Genomic DNA, 19,421 nt, shown 5'->3' on the forward strand with positions numbered 1-19,421 from the left:
ATGAGCCAACCAGCGACCATCAGTGCAGTTGTTCTCTGCCTCAATGAGGCGGAGAATCTTGGGCGCTGTCTGAACTCACTGAAATGGTGCAGCGATGTGCTGGTGGTCGACTCCGGCAGCAACGATGGGAGCCAAGACCTGGCCTGCAGCCTGGGTGCACGTGTCATCGAACACCGTCAACAAGGTCGGTTCTTAATTACAGAGCAACGAAACTGGGCTCTCGAATACGGATGCTTGGAAAGCGAATGGGTGTTGTTTCTTGATGCTGATGAAGCAATCGGTAATCAACTCCAAGCAACCATTCGAGCCGCCGTTGCATCAGCAGAGCACGTGGATGGCTTTGAACTCACCCCCCGCTACTGGTTTCTAGGTCGCTGGCTGAAACGCACCCAGGGCTACCCCAACTGGCATCCTCGGCTGCTGCGGCGAAACAAACTGCGCTTCGAGGGGGGGGTCTGGGAAAGCTTCCCTGAGGGCTCTGTGATTGGACGCATTGCAGAACCCTATGAGCATTACGCCTTCAGCAAAGGCATCGATGACTGGCTGGAGCGGCATCGCCGCTATGCCGACTGGGAAGCGGAACGAATCACCGCCTATCTCTCCGGGGGTGGAACGGAAGCCCTCGGCACTCGACGCTGGATCAGGCTTCGCAGACTCAGCGCACAGCTCTGGCCCCTTCGCCCTGTGCTGAGATTCACGCAGAAATACATGCTGCAGGGAGGCTTCCTCGAGGGGTGGCAGGGTCTGGTGTTTGCACTCCTGATGGCCGGCTATGACCTGATCACAGTGATCAAGGTGATTGAGCGCCGTCGTCAACGGGAGGGCTTGCCGCTATGAGGCGCCTTCTCCTGATCAGCGAGCACTTCGAGCCAAGCACTGGGGCCACGGCACAGCTGATGACCGATCTAGCCCGGGGCCTCCACCGCCGAGGCTGGGACCTCACTGTGCTCACGGCCACAGCCGGGGATGCGCTCGACTTTCCGATTCAACGTCTGAACGGCACTGAAGAACTTGCCGTTGGTGTCGCGGCCAAAGCCCTGCGTGGAGTGCGGTTCTTCCTGGGGTCACTGCTCTGGTGCCTCGGCCACGGACGCCAGGGCGATGTGGTGCTGATCGTTTCGAACCCACCATTCATCGGCCTACTCGGACCGTTGCTGCAGCTGAGCCGGCAGCTGCCCTACGTGTTTGTCTTTCAAGATCTCTTCCCCCGCTCCGCCGTGCTCAGCGGTGTACTCCCGGCCGCCGGACCTCTGGCACTGCTCTGGCGCAGCCTGATGCAACGGGTCTGTCAACGCTCAGCCTTCACTGTGGTGCTGAGTCAGGCCATGGAACATCGGCTCCGGCGCGACCTCGGCCGCAACCTGCCCCTCCAGGTGATTCACAATTGGGCCGTGGAGCAGGGGCAACCTCTGGCTCGCTCGGACAACCGCTTTGCCGCGGAGCACGGCTATAGCGATCGTTTCACGGTGCAGTATTCCGGCAACTTCGGCCGTCTGCATGACCTGCTCACGCTGCTGGAAGCGGCTCGGCTCCTGCAGGGCAGCCCCGTGCAGTTTGTGTTCATTGGTGGCGGTGCCAAACAGGCTCAAATCGAGGCCTACCAGCAGGGCTTTGGCCTTGAGAACGTGTTGCGACTGCCCTACCAGCCCAGGGAACGCCTGCCCGAGAGTCTGGCGGCCTGCGATCTCTCGGCCATTGGCCTGATTCCCGGGGCGGAAGATACCGTGGCGCCCTGCAAGTTTTATGGAATCCTGGCCAGCGGCCGAGCCGTAGTGCTGATCGCGCGCCGAAGCTGTGACTTGGCGCAACTGGTGTTAGGAGAAGGCTGCGGGATTGTGGTGGAACCTGGAGAAGCGGCAGAGCTGGCCCAACAACTCCAAACCCTCAGCCAGCAGCCCGAGCAGGTCGCCGCCATGGGGCAACGCAGCCTGGAGCTCTACGAACAGCGCTTCGGCATGGAGCGCTCCATTGATCGCTACACCGCGCTGCTGGAGCAGCTGACGTGATCCTGCTCCTGAGCTTCGATGTGCGGCGTCAAGGAGGCATCGAGCGCCTCACTTGCCAGGTGCTCTCCAGCCTGAAGAGCCAAGGCCAACAGGTTCGCTTGCTCACTCCCCGCCGTCTCGGCCCCGGCGCCGTCAGCCGCCTGCTCGGTCGCGCACACTTTCTGCTCGAACTGGCCTGGTTCCTGCCTCAAACCAGCAGCATCCTGAGCATGCATGTGCTGCTGCTGCGGCCTCTGGCCTGGTTGCAGCCACTGCGACCCAAAACACAACCACTGCGCTGCTGGATCCATGGCATTGAAGTCTGGGGGGAGGCCGGCGAACGCTGGGGGCCCCTTCTCCGGCACTGTGACCAGCTGATCGCCAGCAGCCACTTCACCCGTGCGCGCCTACTAGAGGGCGCCGGCCCCTGGCCAGCGATCAGCGTGGTCAACCCCATGGCAGACCTGATTGATCCCAACAAGCCCAATCAGCCAATGCCGCCGGCGCTGCGACTGCTGACCGTGGCGCGGATGAACTGCAGCGAGCAATACAAAGGGCACGAACTGATCCTGCAGGCTCTGCGCCTCCTGCTGCAGAACGGCCAATTGCCGGCTCAGCTGCGCTGGCACGTGGTGGGCAGCGGCGATGACCGCGCGCGGCTCGAATCCCTCAGCCAGGAGTGGGGCCTGCAGCACTGGGTGTGCTTCCTGGGCAGCCTGTCTGATGCCGATTTGGAAGGGGAGCTGCGCCACTGCAGCGTGATGGTGATGCCCAGCGCGTACGGCGTCCAGAGCGATGGGCGCGCCTGCGGTGAGGGCTTCGGCATCGTCTATCTGGAGGCAGCTCATGCCTGGCGCGCTTCAATCGCCTGCCGGCAAGGGGGGCAAAGCGATTTGATCGTGGACGGTGAAAACGGCTGGTTGATCGATCCCGACCCCGCCGATCTGGCTGAGCTCCTGCTGCGATTAGCCAACCAACCCGAGCAATTAGCCGAGGCCGGCCGCCGCGCCCACCGACGGGCGCTCGATGCGTTCAGCCGCAGCAGCTTCGATCAGGCTCTCACCAGAGCCTGCAGTACGCCACTCACCGCCTGAGCCAGATCGCGGGGATGGGGAAGATCTTCTACGGGAGCCGGCGTAAAACCTGCGGGATGCAGCCCAGCAAAGCGAGCGAGCGCCTGAGCGAAGGCCACCGCATCGTTGGAGGGGAACACCGCAGAACCCCTGGGCGTGGCCGCAGGGGGAGCAACCAAATCGCAGACACTGCCGGGATGGTCGCTGGCGATCACCGCACAGCCAAATTGCAAGGCTTCATTCACCACCAAGCCCCAGGTTTCACCCTGGCGGGAGGGGAACACCAAAGCATCCGCCATCGCGTAGTAGGCGCCCAATTCGCCTTGGTTGCGAAACCCCACAAAGCGGCAGCGACCCGGCAGCAGTTGCTGCGCACCGCTCTCAAAAGCGCTCCGCAACGGGCCATCCCCCACCACCAGCAAAAACAAGCGGGAGCGAAGCGGTAACGGCAGCTGATCGAGAGCCTCCAGCAGCAAGGTGGGATGCTTCACGGCCGTGATCTTGGCGCTCCAGAGCAACACCAGGGCCCGCTCAGGAATGCCCTGCTCCCGCCGCAACTGGTCCCGTTGCGGACACCAAGAACGCACCTGCTCAGCAAAAAAATCCACATCCACCGCGTAGCGGACAGGGGTGCGGGCGTTGTGCGGCACACCTAAACGACGGAAATGGGCATTGGAGTCACTGCCGATGGGAAAGACATGGGCGAACTGGCGATACCAAAGGCGCAACATCCCATCCTTCAGAAGCCGCTTGAAGCGGCCGCCAGGGAAGGCACGATCGCTGCCATCCGCCCGCAGCAAGAGCGTTTGACCACTGGAGCTGAGCATCAGGGTGGTCAGCGTGATCCAAGCCGGGGTGTAGGCAAACACCAGCACCGCATCCGGGCGAAAGGCACGAAGGCGGCGCCAAGCAGCCCAGGCCAAGGGCAACGCCACGGGCCAGCGGCTGAGATCGCTCAGGGGCCGTTGACTGACAAAGACGTGCTCAAAGCCCTCGGTGGGAGCGCAATCCCAGGCAAACGCCACGCCGAAATCGGGATCCACCCGCGCGCGCAGACCGTGGTCACAACCAAACACCACCAGCAAATCCAGACTGGGATCAGCAGCCAGCTCCGCAAACACCGGGCGGAAATACTGGATGGGGTGCGTGATCAGCACCGCCAAGCGACGGCGCGGCCTGGAGTCGCTCACAGCTGACAGACCCAAGGAGCCAGCTGCTCAGCCGCCAGTTGGTGTCCCATCCGATTCCAATGGCCCTGGCCAGGAGCCTGCCCCTCAAAACCATGGAGCACGAGGCGATCGCGATCCGCCTGCCGCTGCAGAGTTGGTGCCAAAGGCAGGTAGGGAATCCGGCGTTGCGCCAACAGAGCCCCCAAGCGCTGCTCCCGGGCGAAGGGCTGCTTGGGCCGCTCCTGAACGTTGGGCCACACCTGCTCAGGAGCCGAGGTACTGATCACCGCGAAGCGGGCCCCGTCAGCCGACACCTCAGACGCCAAGGCTCCAATCAGACGATCTGTGAGCTGCCAAGCCCGATCCGAAGCCCTGGAAGCCACCGGTGCCACGGGCCCAGAGGAGGGTCGACTAGCCAAGCGGTTCTTGGCTTCATTCAACAGCTGCAGCAAACGGCTGTGATTCATCAAGCCATCGATCAGGCGCCCAGGAGGAGAGAAACGCCAGCGAAAGGCCGCGGTGTTGCGGAAGCGTTGATCGATCTGCAGTTGGTCCTGCGCATCGAGCACAAACACAGGCCTGTTCTGTCGCGGGATCGGCTCGTTGTCCGTGAAGTCATTTCCGGGGTACACCGCCAGCAAGACCAGGTCAGGCCGGTAGCGCCGCGCCAGATGTCTCCAGGTGAGCAACTCCTGGCCGGTGCCGTAGGCACCCACTCCAAAATTGAGAACCTCAACGCCGCCTGCAAAGTTGCGGCGCAACGCACAACTGCGGTCGCCAGACAGTGAGGTCTGCAGACGCTGCACAAATGTGTCTTGTTCATCCACCTGCAGCGCTTCGGTAAAGGAATCTCCGAGCACTGCCACGCGCAGCACCCCCGGTGCACGAGCTTCAGACAAGTCAGCACCACGGAACCCCGCTTGATTGATCCGCACTGACCCCCGGCCTTCACGGGACCAAACACCTTCAGCCCCAGGCCTGAGCGCAAAGCCGCGCTCACGATCCACGGTGTAGAAGGCGGGGTAACGCACACCCGCAATGCGCAGGGCAGCCTCGGCCAGCAGCAGCGAGACAGCGAGACCCGCTGACAGGGCTCCGAAATTGGCGATCCAACGCTTCATCTGGGCCATGGTGCCGGAGCGAACAGCGTGAGGACTGATGTGGCCAACAAGCGCAGATCCAACAGCAAGGAATGGTTGCGCAGGTAGTAGAGATCACGCCCCAGCTCCCAAGCCACGGCATCCGGCTCCTCGGGAGGTGGTCCGGCAATGCGACCCCAGCCCGTCATCCCGGGGCGCATCCACTGCCGCAATTCAGCGCCGGGGAAACGAGCCCGAAGCTCCTGCATCACCGCGAGCGTGAGCGGGCGCGGCCCAACCAAACTCATTTCGCCGCGCCAAACATTGATCAGCTGAGGCAGTGCCCCCAAACGACCGGAGGCCCGCAAGCGCAAACGCTGGAAGGGATGCCCCCCTCGACCACTGCAGCGATCGGCGAACAGTGCGGGCTTGCACAAACTCGTCAGAGGCAGGAGCAGCGCCAGGAGCAGACCACTGACCACAAGATCGCCCAATCGCTTCAAGCGGGCACTGGGACCACTGCGGGCATGGCTAAAAGCCTCAACACGCTCAGCCCAGCCTGGCGGCACCAGGGCCGGCGGGAGACGCTTGAGAAACAACTCACTCCAACCAGGAACCGAGAGCAGGCGCACGCCTTGGTCCTGCCAGCCCAGCAACGTGCGTCGGTCCTCCTCCATCAGCTGGTGCTCAGACCCGATCACCACACCATCCAGGTCAAGCAGGCCCAGAAGGTGAGTGGGGATCGCCGGCATGCCTTGAACGGCGCGCCATTCCAAGCCACAAGGAAGCGCACAGCCCCCGGCCTCAATGGCCTGAGAGAGCTCCTGGCGTTCGCGCGCTGAAACCAGCATCAACCACTGCTCCTGAGGTTGCCAGAGGTGGGCGTTGGCCTGGCTGACCCTCAGGATCTGGGTGCTGAAGAACCCCAAGCCCAGAACTGGGATCAAAAAACTGCGGCTCATGGTGGAGAGCCAAGGCTCACCACGCAGACCCGTGATCAGCACAGCCAGGGCAAACACCGAGGCTGCGGCCACCAGGCAATTGCGCCACTGGCGGCCCAGATTCAGCTGATGCCGAGCCAGGGCGGTGTAGGTGCCAAGCAAATACTGAATGAGCAGCCAGGCCAAGACCAGACCCAGCGGCCCGCGACTGAGGTTCGGCCATTGACCGAAGCGCACGGCGTAGACCAGTACCCAGCTCACGCCCAGCAACAGCGCATCGGCAACTGCGAAACCGAGGACACGGAGCGTGGCAGAACCGGGCAGGCGTCGCATCAGCACCAACGAGCAGAATCAAACCGTTGCATGTGCCGACGACCCAGCGATGTGGTGGCGCTCGCCTTGGCTTAGACAACGCATTGTATGGATGGCTTTGGCTGCCTTTGATCTGGCAGCTGTCTGCATCAGTTACAACCTGATCTACTGGACTCAGCGCGGTGCCGTACCCGGCCTAAGCGGCTCCGTGATCGCCTTGTCGTTGCTCTGGGTGTTGAGCTCCTACCTGGTGGGGCGCTATTCACGACGCTTTCGCCCGAGCGGCACGGTTGTGGTGCTGCTTGTCGTCATGGGAGCGGCAGCGGCCCTGCAATGGGGTGCCCAAATCAATGACCCGCGCGCTCTGCCCTCATTTGCACTTCCCACCGCTCTACTTACGGCACTGTTCTCGTTGGCCGCTCAATGGCAAGCGCATCAGTGGCAAAGCATCCCCAAGCGCTGGATCGTGATCGGCACGGGAGCAGAGCTGGACGTTGTCAGACAAGAGAACCATCGCTCCCAAGACCACGCCGCTCTTCAGCTCCAGCTGATTGAGCAGGCCGCCGCAGCGCAGAGCCTCCATACGGTTAACAGCACTGACCTCGCTGGAATCGCAATTGGTGAGCAGGCTCAACTCAATGAACGCGCGCTCGAGCGTCTTCTGGCCTTGCGACGCCAAGGGATCCGCGTCATTGCCCTAGTGAATTGGGCGGAGCAAGTGTTGCAGCGGGTTCCTCCTGAGCTGTTCAGCAATCACTGGCTGGCCCAAGCGGAAGGTTTTGAACTTCAACCGGATCGCCTGGGCTGGCGGATCAAACGCCTTGGAGATCTGCTGGTCGCAGCCGTACTGCTAGTCATCAGCGCTCCAGTGGTCGCTCTAGCGGCAACATTGATCAAGCTCGAGGATGGCGGCCCGGTGGTGTTCAGCCAGATCCGGACTGGCATCTACGGAGAATCCTTTCGGCTCAGCAAATTGCGCAGCATGCGCACAGATGCCGAACGCCATGGCGCCCGCTGGGCCAGCCGCGGTGACCCCCGGATCACCCGTGTGGGCTACTGGCTACGAAGGCTGCGGATCGATGAGTTACCCCAGCTCTGGAACGTGATCAAGGGCGACATGAGCCTGATTGGGCCACGGCCGGAGCGACCGGAGTTCGAAGACGAACTGGAAGCCCAAATTCCCCACTACCGGATCAGGCACTGGATCAGACCAGGACTGAGTGGCTGGGCCCAGGTCTGCCATCCCTATGGGGCCAGCGTTGACGACAGTCGCAGCAAATTGAGCTACGACCTCTACTACTTACGTAACTTCAGCTTGGCTCTGGATCTGTTGATTCTTCTGAAAACAATCCGGCTGATCAGCCGAGCTGCCGGCTCACAACCGAGCGCGTCGTAGCGAGAACTTGAGGCCAACCAAACTCACGCGCGCGCTCCAAGCCCCGCTGCCTGAGCAGGGATCGCTGGTGGGATTGATCGAACAACCCTTGGAGAGAAGCAACCAACGCCATCAAGTTCGTGGGGTCAACCAGGATGGCCGCATCCCCAGCAACCTCCTCTGTACCGGAACCCTTGCTGGTGATCACCGGTGTCCCGCAGGCCATCGCCTCAACAATGGGAAGGCCAAAGCCCTCCCAGAGACTGGGATAAACCAACACGAAGGCACCTCGATAGAGATCGGGCAACGCGGAGTAGGGCACATAACTACAAAACTCCACGCGCTCTTGAAGCCCCAGCTCTCGGACTATGGCCTTCAACTCAGGGGTTTCCGTGGGATGGGGCTTGCCCGCCAGCACAAGCCGCAGTTCGGGGTGGCGAAGTACCAACTGAGCAAAAGCCTGAATCAAGCGCCGCAGGTTCTTGTGGGGGTACTGCTGACCCACGTGCAAGAGGTAGGGCTGCTCATGAGAATCCCTAGGAGGCGGCCCCGGCTTAAACACATCCTCGTCATATCCCAGAGGGGTCACCGTGATCCGGCTATCCGGGAGACCTGTGCAGCGCTGGATCTCCCGCGCCGTGAACTGAGAGTTAGTCAGGACATGCCGGCAGCTCCGCAGCAGAGGCGGAACCCAACTGCGGAAGTACAAGCTCTGGAACGATCGTTCTGGGTGACTGATGGGCCTCAAGTCATGGACCATCACCACCTGCGGGATGGTTTGAGGCCCCAAGTAGCCCTCAGGCGCCGGCGTGAAAATCACTGAGGCGTCGTAGCGTTTGGCCAGGCGGGGCAGCTGGTACTGGCTCCAGGTCAAACGCTTCAGCCGTTGCTGAGCTGTGCCTTCCTCGCCGCCCGGTATCAGGACATGGGGGAGCTCCTGCAGAGCTGGCAACACCGCGTTGGCATAGACCCCAATGCCTGTGGGTTGGCGCAGGACCGGGCGGTAGTTGAGCAGCAGAGTCATCAGGCCAACCCAATCAGCCGGCGGCGGCCATATTTGACCCAGTTCAAGGCCCAACAGGCGGCACTCACTGCCGTACTGAGGTGACGACGCTGGGCCCGGAAGGTTTCGGCATACACCTGGGCAATGCGGGTATGACTCACGCCCCCCTGCACCACCTTGAGGATCGAATCACTGGTGTGGATGCTGCGCAGCTCTGCGGGCAGCCGCAGAAACCACTCGTAGTCGCCGCAGATCCGAAAGCTGGAATCAAAAGCGCCCACCGCCTCAAACAACTCGCGGCGCACCAGCATTCCCGGATGGGCAATGTTCATCGACTGACGCATCCGCTTCCACTGCCAGCCAAAGCCCCAATGGCGAAGCAAGCGTCCATCAGAGGCGTAATAGGCGTTGCGGGCAGTGATCAGATCCGCCTCCGTCACGGTCAACGCCGCGATGCGCTCCAAGCTCGTGGGATCGAGAAACACATCATCGGCGCCGATGAAGCTCACATAGCGCCCTCGAGCCAGCTCAAGGCCGCGATTCCAGGCGTCGTAAATCCCACGGTCAGGTTGGCTGTTCCAGATCAGGCGCTGAGACCCACCAGCCAATCGACGCTGAAAGTCCGCCACTAACTCCGCGGTGCCATCAGTGGAGGCGTTATCCAGCAACAGGCACTCCCAATCCGTCCAGCTCTGAGCCAGCAAGCTCTCCAGGAGCTGCTCAAGCTGGTGCGCACAGTTCCAGGTGGCCACCAGGATCGACAGGCGAGGAGTGGCGTCCATGTCCTATGGAGTCTCAATCAACTGCTGAATCGCCGCTAACTCCTTCAGCGACAGCTCAAGCTCCTCGCCCTCCTCCCGCAGGGGCTTCAAGCGCACCACCCCACGGTCCACTTCGCCATCGCCAATCACGGCTGCCCAGGGGGCACCGCTGCGATCCGCCCGTTTGAATTGCTTGCCGAAGGCTGCTCCGCTGGGGTCTCGCTCAACGCGCAGGCCAGCAAGCCGCAGGGAGCGCGCCAGCACCAGGGCTGCAGATTCCGCCGCCTCACCACGGCTGACCAGATACAGATCCGGCGGCGTCGATGCGTCCTCCTGGCCCAACAGCATCACAAGCCGCTCCATGCCCAAGGCCCAGCCGATCGCCGGGGTCGCCGGCCCACCGAGTTGCTCCACCAAGCCGTCGTAACGGCCGCCTCCGCAAACCGTGGCCTGGGCTCCCAGCTGGGTCGATGTGATCTCAAAGGCAGTGTGGCTGTAGTAGTCCAGGCCCCGCACGAGCCGCGGGTTCAGGGTGTACGGGATCGCCAGGGCCTCCAGGCCAACCTTGACCTGCTCAAAGCGCTCGCGGCTCTCCGCTGCCAGGGCATCCGCCAGGGTCGGTGCGTTCACAAGAAGTGCCTGGGTTTCGGCGTTTTTGGAATCGAGAATGCGCAACGGATTGCGCTCGAGCCGGTCCTGAGAGTCGGGGTCGAGGCGATCGCGGTGCTGCTGGAGATAGGCAACCAGCTGCTCGCGATAGCGCGCCCGATCCTCGCTGCTGCCGAGTGTGTTGAGCTCCAGGGCCAAGCCCTGTATGCCCAGGGAATCGAGCAGATCCCAGGCCAGGGCGATCGCCTCCACATCGGAGCGAGCATCCGCAAAGCCCAGGCACTCCAGGCCGATCTGATGAAACTGCCGCTGCCGCCCCGCCTGGGGCCGCTCGTAGCGAAACATCGGCCCGCCGTACCAAAGCCGTTGGGGGCCCTGGCTCAATAAGCCGTGCTGAATCGCAGCACGCACCACCGAGGCCGTGCCTTCCGGCCGCAAGGTGCAACTGCGCTCGCCGCGATCAAGGAAGGTGTACATCTCCTTGCCCACCACATCGGTGGCTTCCCCGATCCCCCTGGCGAAGAGCTCGGTGACCTCGAGCACAGGGGTGCGGATCTCCTGCACGCAGGCGCGGCGGAACTGCTCACGAGCCTGGTGCTCCACCCGCTGCCACAGAGCGGTCTGCGCAGGCAGCAGATCCACCATGCCCCGCAGGCTTTGCAGCTTCTCCACTCCTGGCCCAATGCTGCAGCCAGTCTGCAGTGGCACCCTTAGCCTCGCTGAGAGCCGTGTTGCCGCCCCTTGGCCCAGCTGCTGATCACCGGAGGAGCTGGCTTCATCGGCAGTCACACCGCCTTAGTGCTGCTCGAGGCAGGCCACAGCCTGGTGGTGCTCGACAACTTCCAGAACAGCTCCCCGGAAAGCCTCAGGCGGGTGCAGGAGCTGGCGGGCCCGGAGGCCGCCGCAAAGCTGCGCGTTGTGGAAGGGGATATCCGCTCAGCCGCCGATCTCGAAGAGGCCCTGGGCAGCAGCACTGATGCGGTGGTGCATTTCGCGGGCCTCAAAGCCGTGGGCGAATCCGTCGCCAAACCTCTTGCCTACTGGGACGTCAACGTCTGTGGATCAAGGCAGCTGCTGGCAGCCATGCAGCGAGCCGGCTGCCGGACGCTCGTGTTCAGCAGCAGCGCCACGCTTTATGGAATCCCTGATGTGGTGCCGATCCCCGAGAGCGCCCCGGTGCAGCCCATTAACCCCTACGGCCACAGCAAGGCCGCGGTGGAGCGGATGCTCTCGGACCTGGCAGCCAGCGAACCGGGCTGGCGGATCGCCTGCCTGCGCTACTTCAACCCCGTCGGCGCCCATCCCAGTGGACGCCTGGGCGAGGACCCCAACGGCATTCCAAACAACCTGTTCCCGTTTGTGAGCCAGGTGGCAGTGGGCCGCAGAAACCGGCTCTCGGTCTTCGGCGGCGACTGGCCGACCCCCGATGGCAGCGGCGTTCGCGATTACATCCACGTGATGGATCTCGCCGAAGGGCACCGAGCAGCTGTGGATGTCCTGCTGGCAGAAGATCCGCAGCTGCTCACCCTGAATTTGGGCAGCGGCCAAGGCCACTCCGTGCTGGAGGTGGTGGCGGCCTTTGAAGCAGCATCAGGTCAGGCCGTGCCCTACGAGGTCGTGGCCCGCAGGCCTGGTGATGCAGCAACCACCGTGGCCGACCCGTCGCTGGCGGCGGAGCTGTTGCGCTGGCGTACCCAAAGGGGCCTGAGCCAGATGTGTCGCGATGGCTGGGCCTGGCAAAGCGCCAACCCCCAGGGCTACGCCTCGTGATCAAGCCGCTACGGCTGCTGCAGGAATACAGCAGCTGCCTGGCATCCACCCGGCTGAGGAAGCCGCACCAACTGCTGGTGCTGGCCCTGTTCAAAAACGAGAGCCACGTGCTCGCTGAGTGGGTCGAGCACTACCTCGCTGAAGGGGCCACAGCGATCCACCTGATCAACAACAACAGCACGGATGACTTCTTGAGCCCGCTTCAGGATTTCATCGCCTCTGGCGTCGTGACTCTCCACCACGACGCCCGCCAACACTGCCAGCGGCAGATCTACAACGAGCATCTGCAGCGCCTGCGTAGCCAATGCCGCTGGCTGCTGGTCTGCGATCTGGATGAATTCATCTACGCGCGAGGCTCAGGACTACGCATCAGCGATCTGCTGAAGGCCCAATCCATGAACGTGAGCTGCATCCACCTGCCCTGGAAGATGTTTGGCTCATCGGGCCGTGAAAGACAACCCAAGAGCGTTCGCTCCGGATTTGTCTCCAGGGCCAATGCCGACGCACCTCATCCCTGCAAAACCAGCGAAGGAGGCATTCCTGGCAAAACCATTGCCCGCGCCTCGCGCATCCGCAGCCTGGATGTTCACACCTGCAACCTGAGCTGGGGCCGGCGCATCCTGCCCAATGGCGAACCCGCTGATCGCGGCAGCTTTCAGACCATCAGCGAGGCTGCCCTGGCGACCCATCCGCTGCACCTCAACCACTACGCCATCCAATCCCTGGAACTCTTCAGAGCCGTAAAGATGACCCGGGGTGACGTCAACAATGCCGATTACGCCAGCGTTCGCGACCTCGACTACTTCCGGCGCTACGACACCAATGCCGTCGGCGACGACGAGTTAGCGATCAAGAGCGGTAAAGCGCAGTTGCCGTAGGCGTTCACCCAGCTCCGGCCCTGGCCGCAAGCCCTCCTCGCGCATCAACTTGTTTGCAGTGAGAGGTGATCGCACATGGCGCCAGCGCAGCCACCAGCGCAGCAGCGGCTTCCAATTAGTGGTGCCACTCGCCACGAGCAGCGCAACTGCCTCGGGACTAAGACCCGGGGCCTCCAAGAACTGACACCACGCGGAGGGAGCCTGCTCCGCTGACTGGCTTTGCAAGCGGTGCTCTAGCTCAAGCATTTGAGCCAGGAGCTTGTGCTGGCGGTGGGGCAGTTGCAGCCGCTCCGCCAAAGCCAGAGGATCGCTCGCCCCCGCCAGCAAAGCCGGGAGCAAAGGAATCTGCAGCCGCTGGGCCCAGTGAAGCCGGCGCCGCCATTGGTCAGCCTGCAATTGCGGGTCCAGCAACACCAGGGCACCCCAGCGTTGCAACGCTGCCAAAGCCGTCGGCCAGGGCTCACGGCTCAGCAGCAGCTCCAGCTCCATCCGCAGACGCGTGCCCAGGGCCGGTGGGGCCTGACCCGGGTCATCCCCTGGTCGCCACTGCCAAGGCCAGGCCGACAAGGTGGCATGGGCTTGAACCTGGGCATCAGGCGCCAGATCAAACCCCAGGCGCGCCGCATAGCGAGCAGCCCGCACCAGGCGGGTTGGGTCATCGCTGACGCTGCTGGGGTGCAGGAAACGCAGCTGACGTGAGCTGAGGTCCTGCTGGCCACGATGGGGATCCAGCAATTCACCACCCTCAAGCGTCAGGGCCATGGCATTGACCGTGAAATCACGGCGGGCCAGATCTTCATCGAGCAGACCAAAGCTGACGAGCGGGTTTTCTCCAGGCTCGAGGTATCGCTCACTCCGCGCTGAGGCGATATCGAGCAACCAGGTCCCCCCCTGATCCTCGGGAAGATCCAGCTCCAGCTCGAGGGTGCCAAAGGAACCGTGCTCTTGGACCCGCAGGGGGATCGGTTGAGCGAACACCGCCCGCAAAGCCTCCGGGAGACGCTCCACCAAGTCGGCAGCGCGGCCCTCCACCAAGAGATCAAGATCGGGGAGTCCGCGCCAGGGATCTTCGTGGTGGCGATGCAACAGCAAATCCCGGACAACACCCCCCACAAGGGCGCAGCGCTGACCAGCTGCGGCTGCGGTTAACGCCTGCAGCAGAGGCTTTGGGACATCAGGGATTTCCATCGCCCTGCCGCTTCAGAGCGGCTCGATCGGAGCCAAGCGGGGGTCCAGGATCTTGGGCCCCATGCCCTCAAACTTCACAGCAAGAGAGGTCTTTTCACCGCTGCCGAAGAGGTGGGTGACCTGGCCTTCTCCGAAGGAGCTGTGACGCACCCGATCGCCCACAGACCAGGTTCGCGCGGGGGCACGCCGGCGCACGGCGTTCGCGGGTTGTGATGGGGAAGCTCCGCCACCCGGTCGATCAATTCGGGTAAGCCGATCGAGTCGCTGTTCCCGGCGAATTGCAGCACCACCGCTGCGGGGGATGTCGCCTTGAACCAAGGCCTCCGGTAGTTCTGAGAGGAAAACCGACGGGACAGCCGGCTCGCGCATGCCGCCCCAGAGACGTCGCTCGCTGGCATGGGACAAGAAGAGGCGCTCTTTGGCCCGCGTAATGCCGACGTAACAGAGGCGCCGCTCTTCCTCCATAGCTGCTGGATCTTCCAAGGATCGATAGCTGGGGAAGAGACCCTGCTCCATTCCGACCAAAAACACCACCGGAAACTCCAGACCCTTGCTGGCGTGCAGGGTCATCAAAGTCACCCGGTCCTGCTCGGTGTCCTTGCTGTCGGCATCGCTCGCCAAAGCGGCTGAGGCCAGGAAGTCTTCCAGGGAGCCCTCTTCGTTTTCCTCCTGGTACTGCAGTGCGGCATTGACCAGTTCGTTAAGGTTGCGGCGCCGGTCCTCTGCCTCATCCGTCCCCGCAGCGATCAGCTCAGCGACATAACCGCTTTTCTCCATCGCCAGCTGAACCAACTCAGAGGGGGCTGCCTCTTGGGAGCGATCCTTCAGGTTGTTGATCAACTCACAGAACTGAAGCAATCCTTTCGCCGAACGACCTCCGAGGGAGCGCACGGCCTCGGGATCGCTGACGACATCCCAAAGCGGAATCCCAAGTTGATTGGCAGCATCCGTCAGCCGTTCAATCGTGGTCTTACCGATACCACGCTTGGGTGTATTCAAGACCCGCAACAAACTCACCGTGTCGGCAGGATTCACCAACAATTTGAGATACGCGAGCATGTCTTTGATCTCGCGGCGGTCATAGAAGCGCAAGCCACCGACAACCACATAGGGAATGCCCCAGCGCACCAGGGATTCCTCCATCGCACGGGACTGAGCATTGGTGCGATACAGCACAGCCATATCTCCCCAGCTCAAGTCGGGATGGGCCGCATCCATCATTCGCATGCGGTGAACCACCGCTTCGGCTTCAGCAATCTCGTCATCGCAGCGGGTCAACGTCAGCAGTTCACCTTCACCACGCGTCGGCCTTAGGACCTTGTCGATCCGCTCACTGTTGTTCGCAATCAGGACGTTCGCCGCTTCAAGAATGGTTGCTGTAGAGCGATAGTTCTCCTCCAACTTGACCATGGTCTGCGTGGCCTCATCTGGCGCACCATCGCCAAAGTCATCCTGAAAGCCCATCAGGATGGTGAAGTCTGCAGCGCGGAAGCTGTAGATGCTCTGGTCGGCATCGCCGACAACAAACACCGAGCGGCCAGACCAGTCGTCAAAGGATTCCGGATCGCGTCCATCCGTGACCAGAAGTTTGATCAGGTCGTACTGGGTGCGGTTGGTGTCCTGGTATTCATCCACCAGAACGTGCCGAAAGCGGCGATGCCAATAATTGCGGACTTGGTCGTTCTGACGCAGCAACTGCACCGGCAGCAACAGCAGGTCGTCGAAGTCCAGGGCGTTATTCGCGGCTAAAGCACGCCGATAGCGGCGATAGGTCTCAGCCATCAACTTGCCGCGCTGCCCGCCCGTGTCGGCCTGGAGCTGCTCGGGCATCCAACCCTGGTTCTTTGCGTTGCTGATGGCCCAGCGAACCTTCTTGGGCTCAAAGCGTTTGGGATCGAGCCCAAGCTCCTGGGTGACGATCTCTTTGACCAGGCTTTGGGTATCCCCTTCGTCGTAGATCGAGAACTGACGGGTCCACGTGAGCCCCTCTGGATCGCGGAACTTATCGATGTCAAAGCGCAGTAAGCGCGCAAAGAGGGCGTGAAACGTACCGATCCAGAGGTCCTTAATCACCTCGCGATAGATCCGCGAACGCAGTTGCCGCTGATCGACAGCCGCCAAGGTGCTCCAGGGCTGTCCGAATTGGCTCTGGGCCAGCTTCTGGGCTAGGAGCAGCTCGAGTCGCTCCTTCATCTCGCGCGCAGCCTTGTTGGTGAAGGTGACCGCCAGCAGCTCAGCCGGATCGACGCCGTGCTGCCCGATCATGTGGGCAATGCGATGGGTCAAGGCGCGGGTCTTACCGCTCCCCGCACCAGCCACCACCAGCAATGGACCTTCATGATGGTCCACGGCCTTGCGCTGGGCATCATTGAGACCCGCAAGAAAGCTCATGAAGCCGCTTGTTGCTGCTCAAGCATCGCCAACTCACGGAAGCTGTCTGAGCGCTCTTTCAGTTCTGTATAGCTCCCGTAGGCCTTGACGCTGCCGTTTTGAAACTCATAGATCCGATCACAGCGCTGAACCGTGCTGAGCCTGTGGGCAATCACGACCGTGGTGCAGCGGCGGCCGATCACCTCAAGCGCTTCAATCACCTCGGACTCCGTACGGTTATCCAAGGCGCTGGTCGCCTCATCCAGCACCAAGAAACTGGCCTGGCGATAGAAGGCACGAGCCAGGGCCAGGCGCTGACGTTGACCACCGGAGAGACGCAATCCGTTCTCTCCAACCTGGGTGTGAAGGCCATAGGGCAACTCGGCCACAAACTCCTGAAGCTGAGCTGCTTCCAGCGCCTCCCAGACACGATCAGATTTCACCTGCTCAACCGCCTCACCAAAGGCGACGTTCTCCAGAACGCTGGCATTGAGCAAATTGATTGACTGGGGCACCTGGGCACAGTTGGCCTGCCAAGCGGGCACATCAAGGCCTTCCACCGGAATCCCATCGAGGTCCAAGGCACCGCGGCTGGGATGGAGCAAACCCAGAAGGATGTTGGCCGTTGTGGTTTTGCCGCTTCCCGTGCTCCCCACCAAAGCAATCCTTGAGCCAACGGGGATAGAGAGATTGACGCCCTTCAGCACCCAGTCCTCGGAGTGGGGGTAGCGATACCAAACATCGTGAAGGCGAATCGTATTGCGCGGGAAAACCCCTGCCGCTGATGGGACCCCTGGAGTGCGCTGGGTCGGCCTATCTGCCGGCAAATCGAGCAGGGCCAAGGCTCCATCCAGCAGGGGCAATCCACCACGCAACTGAGTTAGTGAGCGGAAAGCATCTTGCAGAGGTGGCGTCAATCGCAGTGCGGCCACAGCGATAGTGGCCAAGAATGGAAGAATGGTGCGTACTTCATTTGGGTTACCGCTCATCAGAGCAGGCATCGCCCCAACAGCAAAAATCATCGTAATGCCAAAGGGCTCAATCAGGCCGCGTGGCAAATCTGGCAACCATTCTGTCAACCAGGCATAACGGCGAGCCCGCTCACCAGAGACCCTGAACTGGCGTTCAAAGTAAGGCTCGGAACCGCTTAGCTGGATATCACGTATAGAACCCAAAGATTCAAACAAAATGCTGGCCGATTCAGCCTCCTGCCTGAGCTTCTGGCGGAATCCATGCCTCAAGCGTGGCGTCACAGCCCCGGAAATGATGCTGTAGGCAAGGACAAGGCTTAGCACCAACACGACAGCCAGCCAGCGCCCAACGAATAGGATCCCAATCGACAGCAAAACAATAGAGACTGAGGCACTCAGAATCTGAAGAATTGGAGTGACCACGTTCATGGCAACTCGGTTGAGGTTATTGAGAAGCTGGGAACTCAGATCTGCCGTACTTTTGCCCAGGTGATATTCATAGGGCTGCTGAAGCAGCCGGGCATGAATTTCATCCGAGATATCGCGCCAAACTCCAGCCGAAAGTCTCTGCTGAAAGAACTTCAGTGCAATCTTTGAGAGGGAGGCACCCCAAGCCAACAGGATGAAGACCAGGATCATCCAGACGCTCTGGTTGACACTGTCCCCACCAAAGACATGGATGCCTGGCAGTCGATCCTCCAGGTCGGAATCCACCAAGGCGCCAGTCAGGCGGGCGATCACCGCCACGGACGCCAGATCGATCACACCCGGCACCACCGAGAGCGGCACCAACATCCACAACGCCGACCGCCGCCGCCGCGGCAGGTGATTCAGCAGGTGGCGTAGCTGATCGAGGGTTCGGCTGCGCATGGTCTCAAACTATGGCTCCAACCCTGGCGCTATGGCCGCAAACGGCCAGCCAGCGAACCGATTGGCCTGAGTTTCGACTTGAGCCGGAGTCTCCACAGAGGAGGGGCTTTCAAGGCAGGCTCACCAGCCAAGATCCGGTCCCAGTGCTGGTTGACCGCAACCAAGGCCTGACGCCAATGCTCCAGCAGAGACGCTTCGCTGGAGGCATCCAAGAGGTCATTGAGCGTCTCGAGCTGGGGCCTCCAGTCCTCGGGCTGAGCCACCGCGGCACTGATGGCCTCAAGATCAGCGGCCAGGGTCCCCGCTCCCAGCTGATGGCCCATCCGGCCTGGCTCCAGGCTGTCGGCCAAGGCATGGTTCAAGCTGCTGAACATCACACAGCCGCAAGCCAAGGCCTCCAAGGGGGGTAGTCCGAATCCCTCCGTGACACCGCGACCACGCCAGTAATCCGCCGAGTCGTACAGCACCACCTTGGCGCTATTGAACAAATCAACCAGGTCCTCCACCCATCCGGATTGCACCTCAACCCGAAGGCCCTTGGCCTTGAGGGCAGGGACCAACTGCTTCAGGACATAGGCACTGGTCTTGCGCTGCTGCACCAGAACATCAATGCTGCGCTCTCCATCGCCGCACCGCTTTCCCCGTTGCAGCCACTCGGGACTCAGGGCGTTGGGCACCAGGCAAAGCGGATTACGCGGAGCGCGATCACCCCAATAACCGAGGGTGTTGCGGCTCACCGCCAGCACGGGCACAGCAGGCGGCAGGGAAAAGCCATAGCCGCTGCTGTGGGCGTGATAGGCACAGGCGCGGCCACGCAACTGCCGCAGCAACCAGGGGACATCAAAGCCCCAGCTCACAATCCAGAGAGCGCCCCCCGCACCATCGGGGAGGGGCTCGGCACGAAGCAAGTCAGCAAGGAATGGCCTGCCTTCTTCGCGCTGGCGGTAGGTCACCAACTCGACGGGCCCCAACCCAGCTAGCAGACGGGCGGTTTGGAGCTCAACGAGCAACCCCCCACAGCGAAAGCGACCGGTGGTTCCGGGGACTAAGAAGCGAAGGGAGCGCAA

The 19,421-nt window shown here is 62.1% G+C and carries 17 protein-coding genes and 1 pseudogene; 7 read left to right on the top strand and 11 right to left on the bottom strand.

What is annotated here, in order from left to right; translation table 11 throughout:
- Genes LY254_RS07605 through LY254_RS07615 form a run of 3 tightly spaced genes read left to right on the top strand, consistent with a single transcriptional unit; the run spans position 1 to position 3,079 of the window.
- A complete protein-coding gene (locus LY254_RS07605) occupies positions 1-837 on the top strand; it encodes a glycosyltransferase family 2 protein (protein WP_247476468.1) in 837 nt (278 codons plus the stop codon).
- The gene (locus LY254_RS07610) at positions 834-2,006 is read left to right on the top strand and encodes a glycosyltransferase family 4 protein (protein WP_247476469.1); all 1,173 of its coding nucleotides are present in this window, start codon (positions 834-836) and stop codon (positions 2,004-2,006) included. The genes LY254_RS07605 and LY254_RS07610 overlap by 4 nt, the downstream gene beginning before the upstream one ends.
- On the top strand, positions 2,003-3,079 hold the full coding sequence (locus LY254_RS07615; RefSeq protein ID WP_247476470.1) for a glycosyltransferase family 4 protein: 1,077 nt from the start codon (positions 2,003-2,005) through the stop codon (positions 3,077-3,079). Before LY254_RS07610 ends, LY254_RS07615 begins: the two co-directional genes overlap by 4 nt.
- On the opposite strand, the gene LY254_RS07620 is transcribed toward LY254_RS07615, so the two are convergent.
- From LY254_RS07620 to LY254_RS07630, 3 genes are read right to left on the bottom strand one after another with little or no spacing between them, the layout of a single operon-like run.
- Positions 3,037-4,263: a glycosyltransferase family 4 protein gene (locus LY254_RS07620; protein WP_247476471.1), complete on the bottom strand. Its 1,227-nt coding sequence runs from the start codon at positions 4,261-4,263 to the stop codon at positions 3,037-3,039. The two genes, LY254_RS07615 and LY254_RS07620, sit on opposite strands and share 43 nt — an antisense overlap.
- On the bottom strand, positions 4,245-5,348 hold the full coding sequence (locus LY254_RS07625) for an SGNH/GDSL hydrolase family protein (RefSeq protein WP_247476472.1): 1,104 nt from the start codon (positions 5,346-5,348) through the stop codon (positions 4,245-4,247). The genes LY254_RS07620 and LY254_RS07625 overlap by 19 nt, the downstream gene beginning before the upstream one ends.
- On the bottom strand, positions 5,345-6,580 hold the full coding sequence (locus tag LY254_RS07630; RefSeq protein WP_247476473.1) for a sugar transferase: 1,236 nt from the start codon (positions 6,578-6,580) through the stop codon (positions 5,345-5,347). The genes LY254_RS07625 and LY254_RS07630 overlap by 4 nt, the downstream gene beginning before the upstream one ends.
- 91 nt (positions 6,581-6,671) lie before the next feature.
- Here LY254_RS07630 and LY254_RS07635 point away from each other — a divergent pair, with 91 nt between their 5' ends.
- Entirely contained in the window at positions 6,672-7,955 is a 1,284-nt protein-coding gene (locus LY254_RS07635) for an exopolysaccharide biosynthesis polyprenyl glycosylphosphotransferase (RefSeq protein WP_247476474.1), read from the top strand.
- Here the strand turns inward: LY254_RS07635 and LY254_RS07640 are convergent.
- From LY254_RS07640 to hisS, 3 genes are read right to left on the bottom strand one after another with little or no spacing between them, the layout of a single operon-like run.
- Positions 7,918-8,958: a glycosyltransferase family 1 protein gene (locus LY254_RS07640; protein WP_247476475.1), complete on the bottom strand. Its 1,041-nt coding sequence runs from the start codon at positions 8,956-8,958 to the stop codon at positions 7,918-7,920. The genes LY254_RS07635 and LY254_RS07640 overlap by 38 nt on opposite strands.
- Positions 8,958-9,719 (bottom strand): glycosyltransferase, encoded by a 762-nt coding sequence (locus tag LY254_RS07645; protein ID WP_247476476.1) that lies wholly within the window; start codon positions 9,717-9,719, stop codon positions 8,958-8,960. Before LY254_RS07645 ends, LY254_RS07640 begins: the two co-directional genes overlap by 1 nt.
- A gap of 3 nt (positions 9,720-9,722) precedes the next feature.
- Positions 9,723-10,979 carry a histidine--tRNA ligase gene (hisS, locus tag LY254_RS07650; RefSeq protein ID WP_247476477.1) on the bottom strand — a complete coding sequence of 419 codons (1,257 nt, stop codon included), beginning with the start codon at positions 10,977-10,979 and terminating at the stop codon, positions 9,723-9,725.
- Positions 10,980-11,048: 69 nt separating this feature from the next.
- Here hisS and galE point away from each other — a divergent pair, with 69 nt between their 5' ends.
- Together galE and LY254_RS07660 are read left to right on the top strand one after the other, a co-directional pair.
- Complete coding sequence (gene galE / locus LY254_RS07655; protein ID WP_247476479.1) at positions 11,049-12,077, top strand: UDP-glucose 4-epimerase GalE; 1,029 nt, start codon at positions 11,049-11,051, stop codon at positions 12,075-12,077.
- Positions 12,074-12,955, top strand: coding sequence for a glycosyltransferase family 2 protein (locus LY254_RS07660; RefSeq protein ID WP_247476480.1), 882 nt, complete (start codon positions 12,074-12,076; stop codon positions 12,953-12,955). Before galE ends, LY254_RS07660 begins: the two co-directional genes overlap by 4 nt.
- Here the strand turns inward: LY254_RS07660 and LY254_RS07665 are convergent.
- The 4 genes and pseudogenes from LY254_RS07665 to LY254_RS07680 all read right to left on the bottom strand — a co-directional run.
- Positions 12,920-14,143, bottom strand: coding sequence for a CCA tRNA nucleotidyltransferase (locus LY254_RS07665; RefSeq protein ID WP_247476481.1), 1,224 nt, complete (start codon positions 14,141-14,143; stop codon positions 12,920-12,922). The genes LY254_RS07660 and LY254_RS07665 overlap by 36 nt on opposite strands.
- 12 nt (positions 14,144-14,155) lie before the next feature.
- Entirely contained in the window at positions 14,156-16,534 is a 2,379-nt protein-coding gene (locus LY254_RS07670) for a UvrD-helicase domain-containing protein (RefSeq protein ID WP_247476482.1), read from the bottom strand.
- Positions 16,531-17,460, bottom strand: a complete 930-nt coding sequence (locus LY254_RS07675) for an ABC transporter ATP-binding protein (protein WP_247479806.1) — start codon at positions 17,458-17,460, stop codon at positions 16,531-16,533. The genes LY254_RS07670 and LY254_RS07675 overlap by 4 nt, the downstream gene beginning before the upstream one ends.
- A gap of 195 nt (positions 17,461-17,655) precedes the next feature.
- Positions 17,656-18,231 (bottom strand): annotated as a pseudogene (locus LY254_RS07680) (ABC transporter transmembrane domain-containing protein); the annotation flags it as partial.
- Between LY254_RS07680 and LY254_RS07685 the strand changes: the two are divergent.
- Positions 18,160-18,330, top strand: a complete 171-nt coding sequence (locus tag LY254_RS07685; RefSeq protein ID WP_247479975.1) for a hypothetical protein — start codon at positions 18,160-18,162, stop codon at positions 18,328-18,330. The pseudogene LY254_RS07680 and the gene LY254_RS07685 overlap by 72 nt on opposite strands.
- 53 nt (positions 18,331-18,383) lie before the next feature.
- Here LY254_RS07685 and LY254_RS07690 read toward each other — a convergent pair whose 3' ends face one another.
- Positions 18,384-19,421: a glycosyltransferase gene (locus tag LY254_RS07690; RefSeq protein WP_247479808.1), complete on the bottom strand. Its 1,038-nt coding sequence runs from the start codon at positions 19,419-19,421 to the stop codon at positions 18,384-18,386.

The organism is Synechococcus sp. NB0720_010 (assembly GCF_023078835.1).
In the GTDB taxonomy this organism is placed as follows: domain Bacteria; phylum Cyanobacteriota; class Cyanobacteriia; order PCC-6307; family Cyanobiaceae; genus Vulcanococcus.

Excerpts from the sequence above, each read along its gene's own strand:
- LY254_RS07605 (WP_247476468.1), top strand. The coding sequence starts at position 1 with ATGAGCCAACCAGCGACCATCAGTGCAGTTGTTCTCTGCCTCAATGAG.
- LY254_RS07610 (WP_247476469.1), top strand. The coding sequence starts at position 834 with ATGAGGCGCCTTCTCCTGATCAGCGAGCACTTCGAGCCAAGCACTGGG.
- LY254_RS07625 (WP_247476472.1), bottom strand. The coding sequence starts at position 5,348 with ATGAAGCGTTGGATCGCCAATTTCGGAGCCCTGTCAGCGGGTCTCGCT.
- LY254_RS07630 (WP_247476473.1), bottom strand. The coding sequence starts at position 6,580 with ATGCGACGCCTGCCCGGTTCTGCCACGCTCCGTGTCCTCGGTTTCGCA.
- LY254_RS07635 (WP_247476474.1), top strand. The coding sequence starts at position 6,672 with ATGGCTTTGGCTGCCTTTGATCTGGCAGCTGTCTGCATCAGTTACAAC.
- LY254_RS07640 (WP_247476475.1), bottom strand. The coding sequence starts at position 8,958 with ATGACTCTGCTGCTCAACTACCGCCCGGTCCTGCGCCAACCCACAGGC.
- LY254_RS07645 (WP_247476476.1), bottom strand. The coding sequence starts at position 9,719 with ATGGACGCCACTCCTCGCCTGTCGATCCTGGTGGCCACCTGGAACTGT.
- LY254_RS07665 (WP_247476481.1), bottom strand. The coding sequence starts at position 14,143 with ATGGAAATCCCTGATGTCCCAAAGCCTCTGCTGCAGGCGTTAACCGCA.
- LY254_RS07670 (WP_247476482.1), bottom strand. The coding sequence starts at position 16,534 with ATGAGCTTTCTTGCGGGTCTCAATGATGCCCAGCGCAAGGCCGTGGAC.
- LY254_RS07685 (WP_247479975.1), top strand. The coding sequence starts at position 18,160 with ATGGATGCCTGGCAGTCGATCCTCCAGGTCGGAATCCACCAAGGCGCC.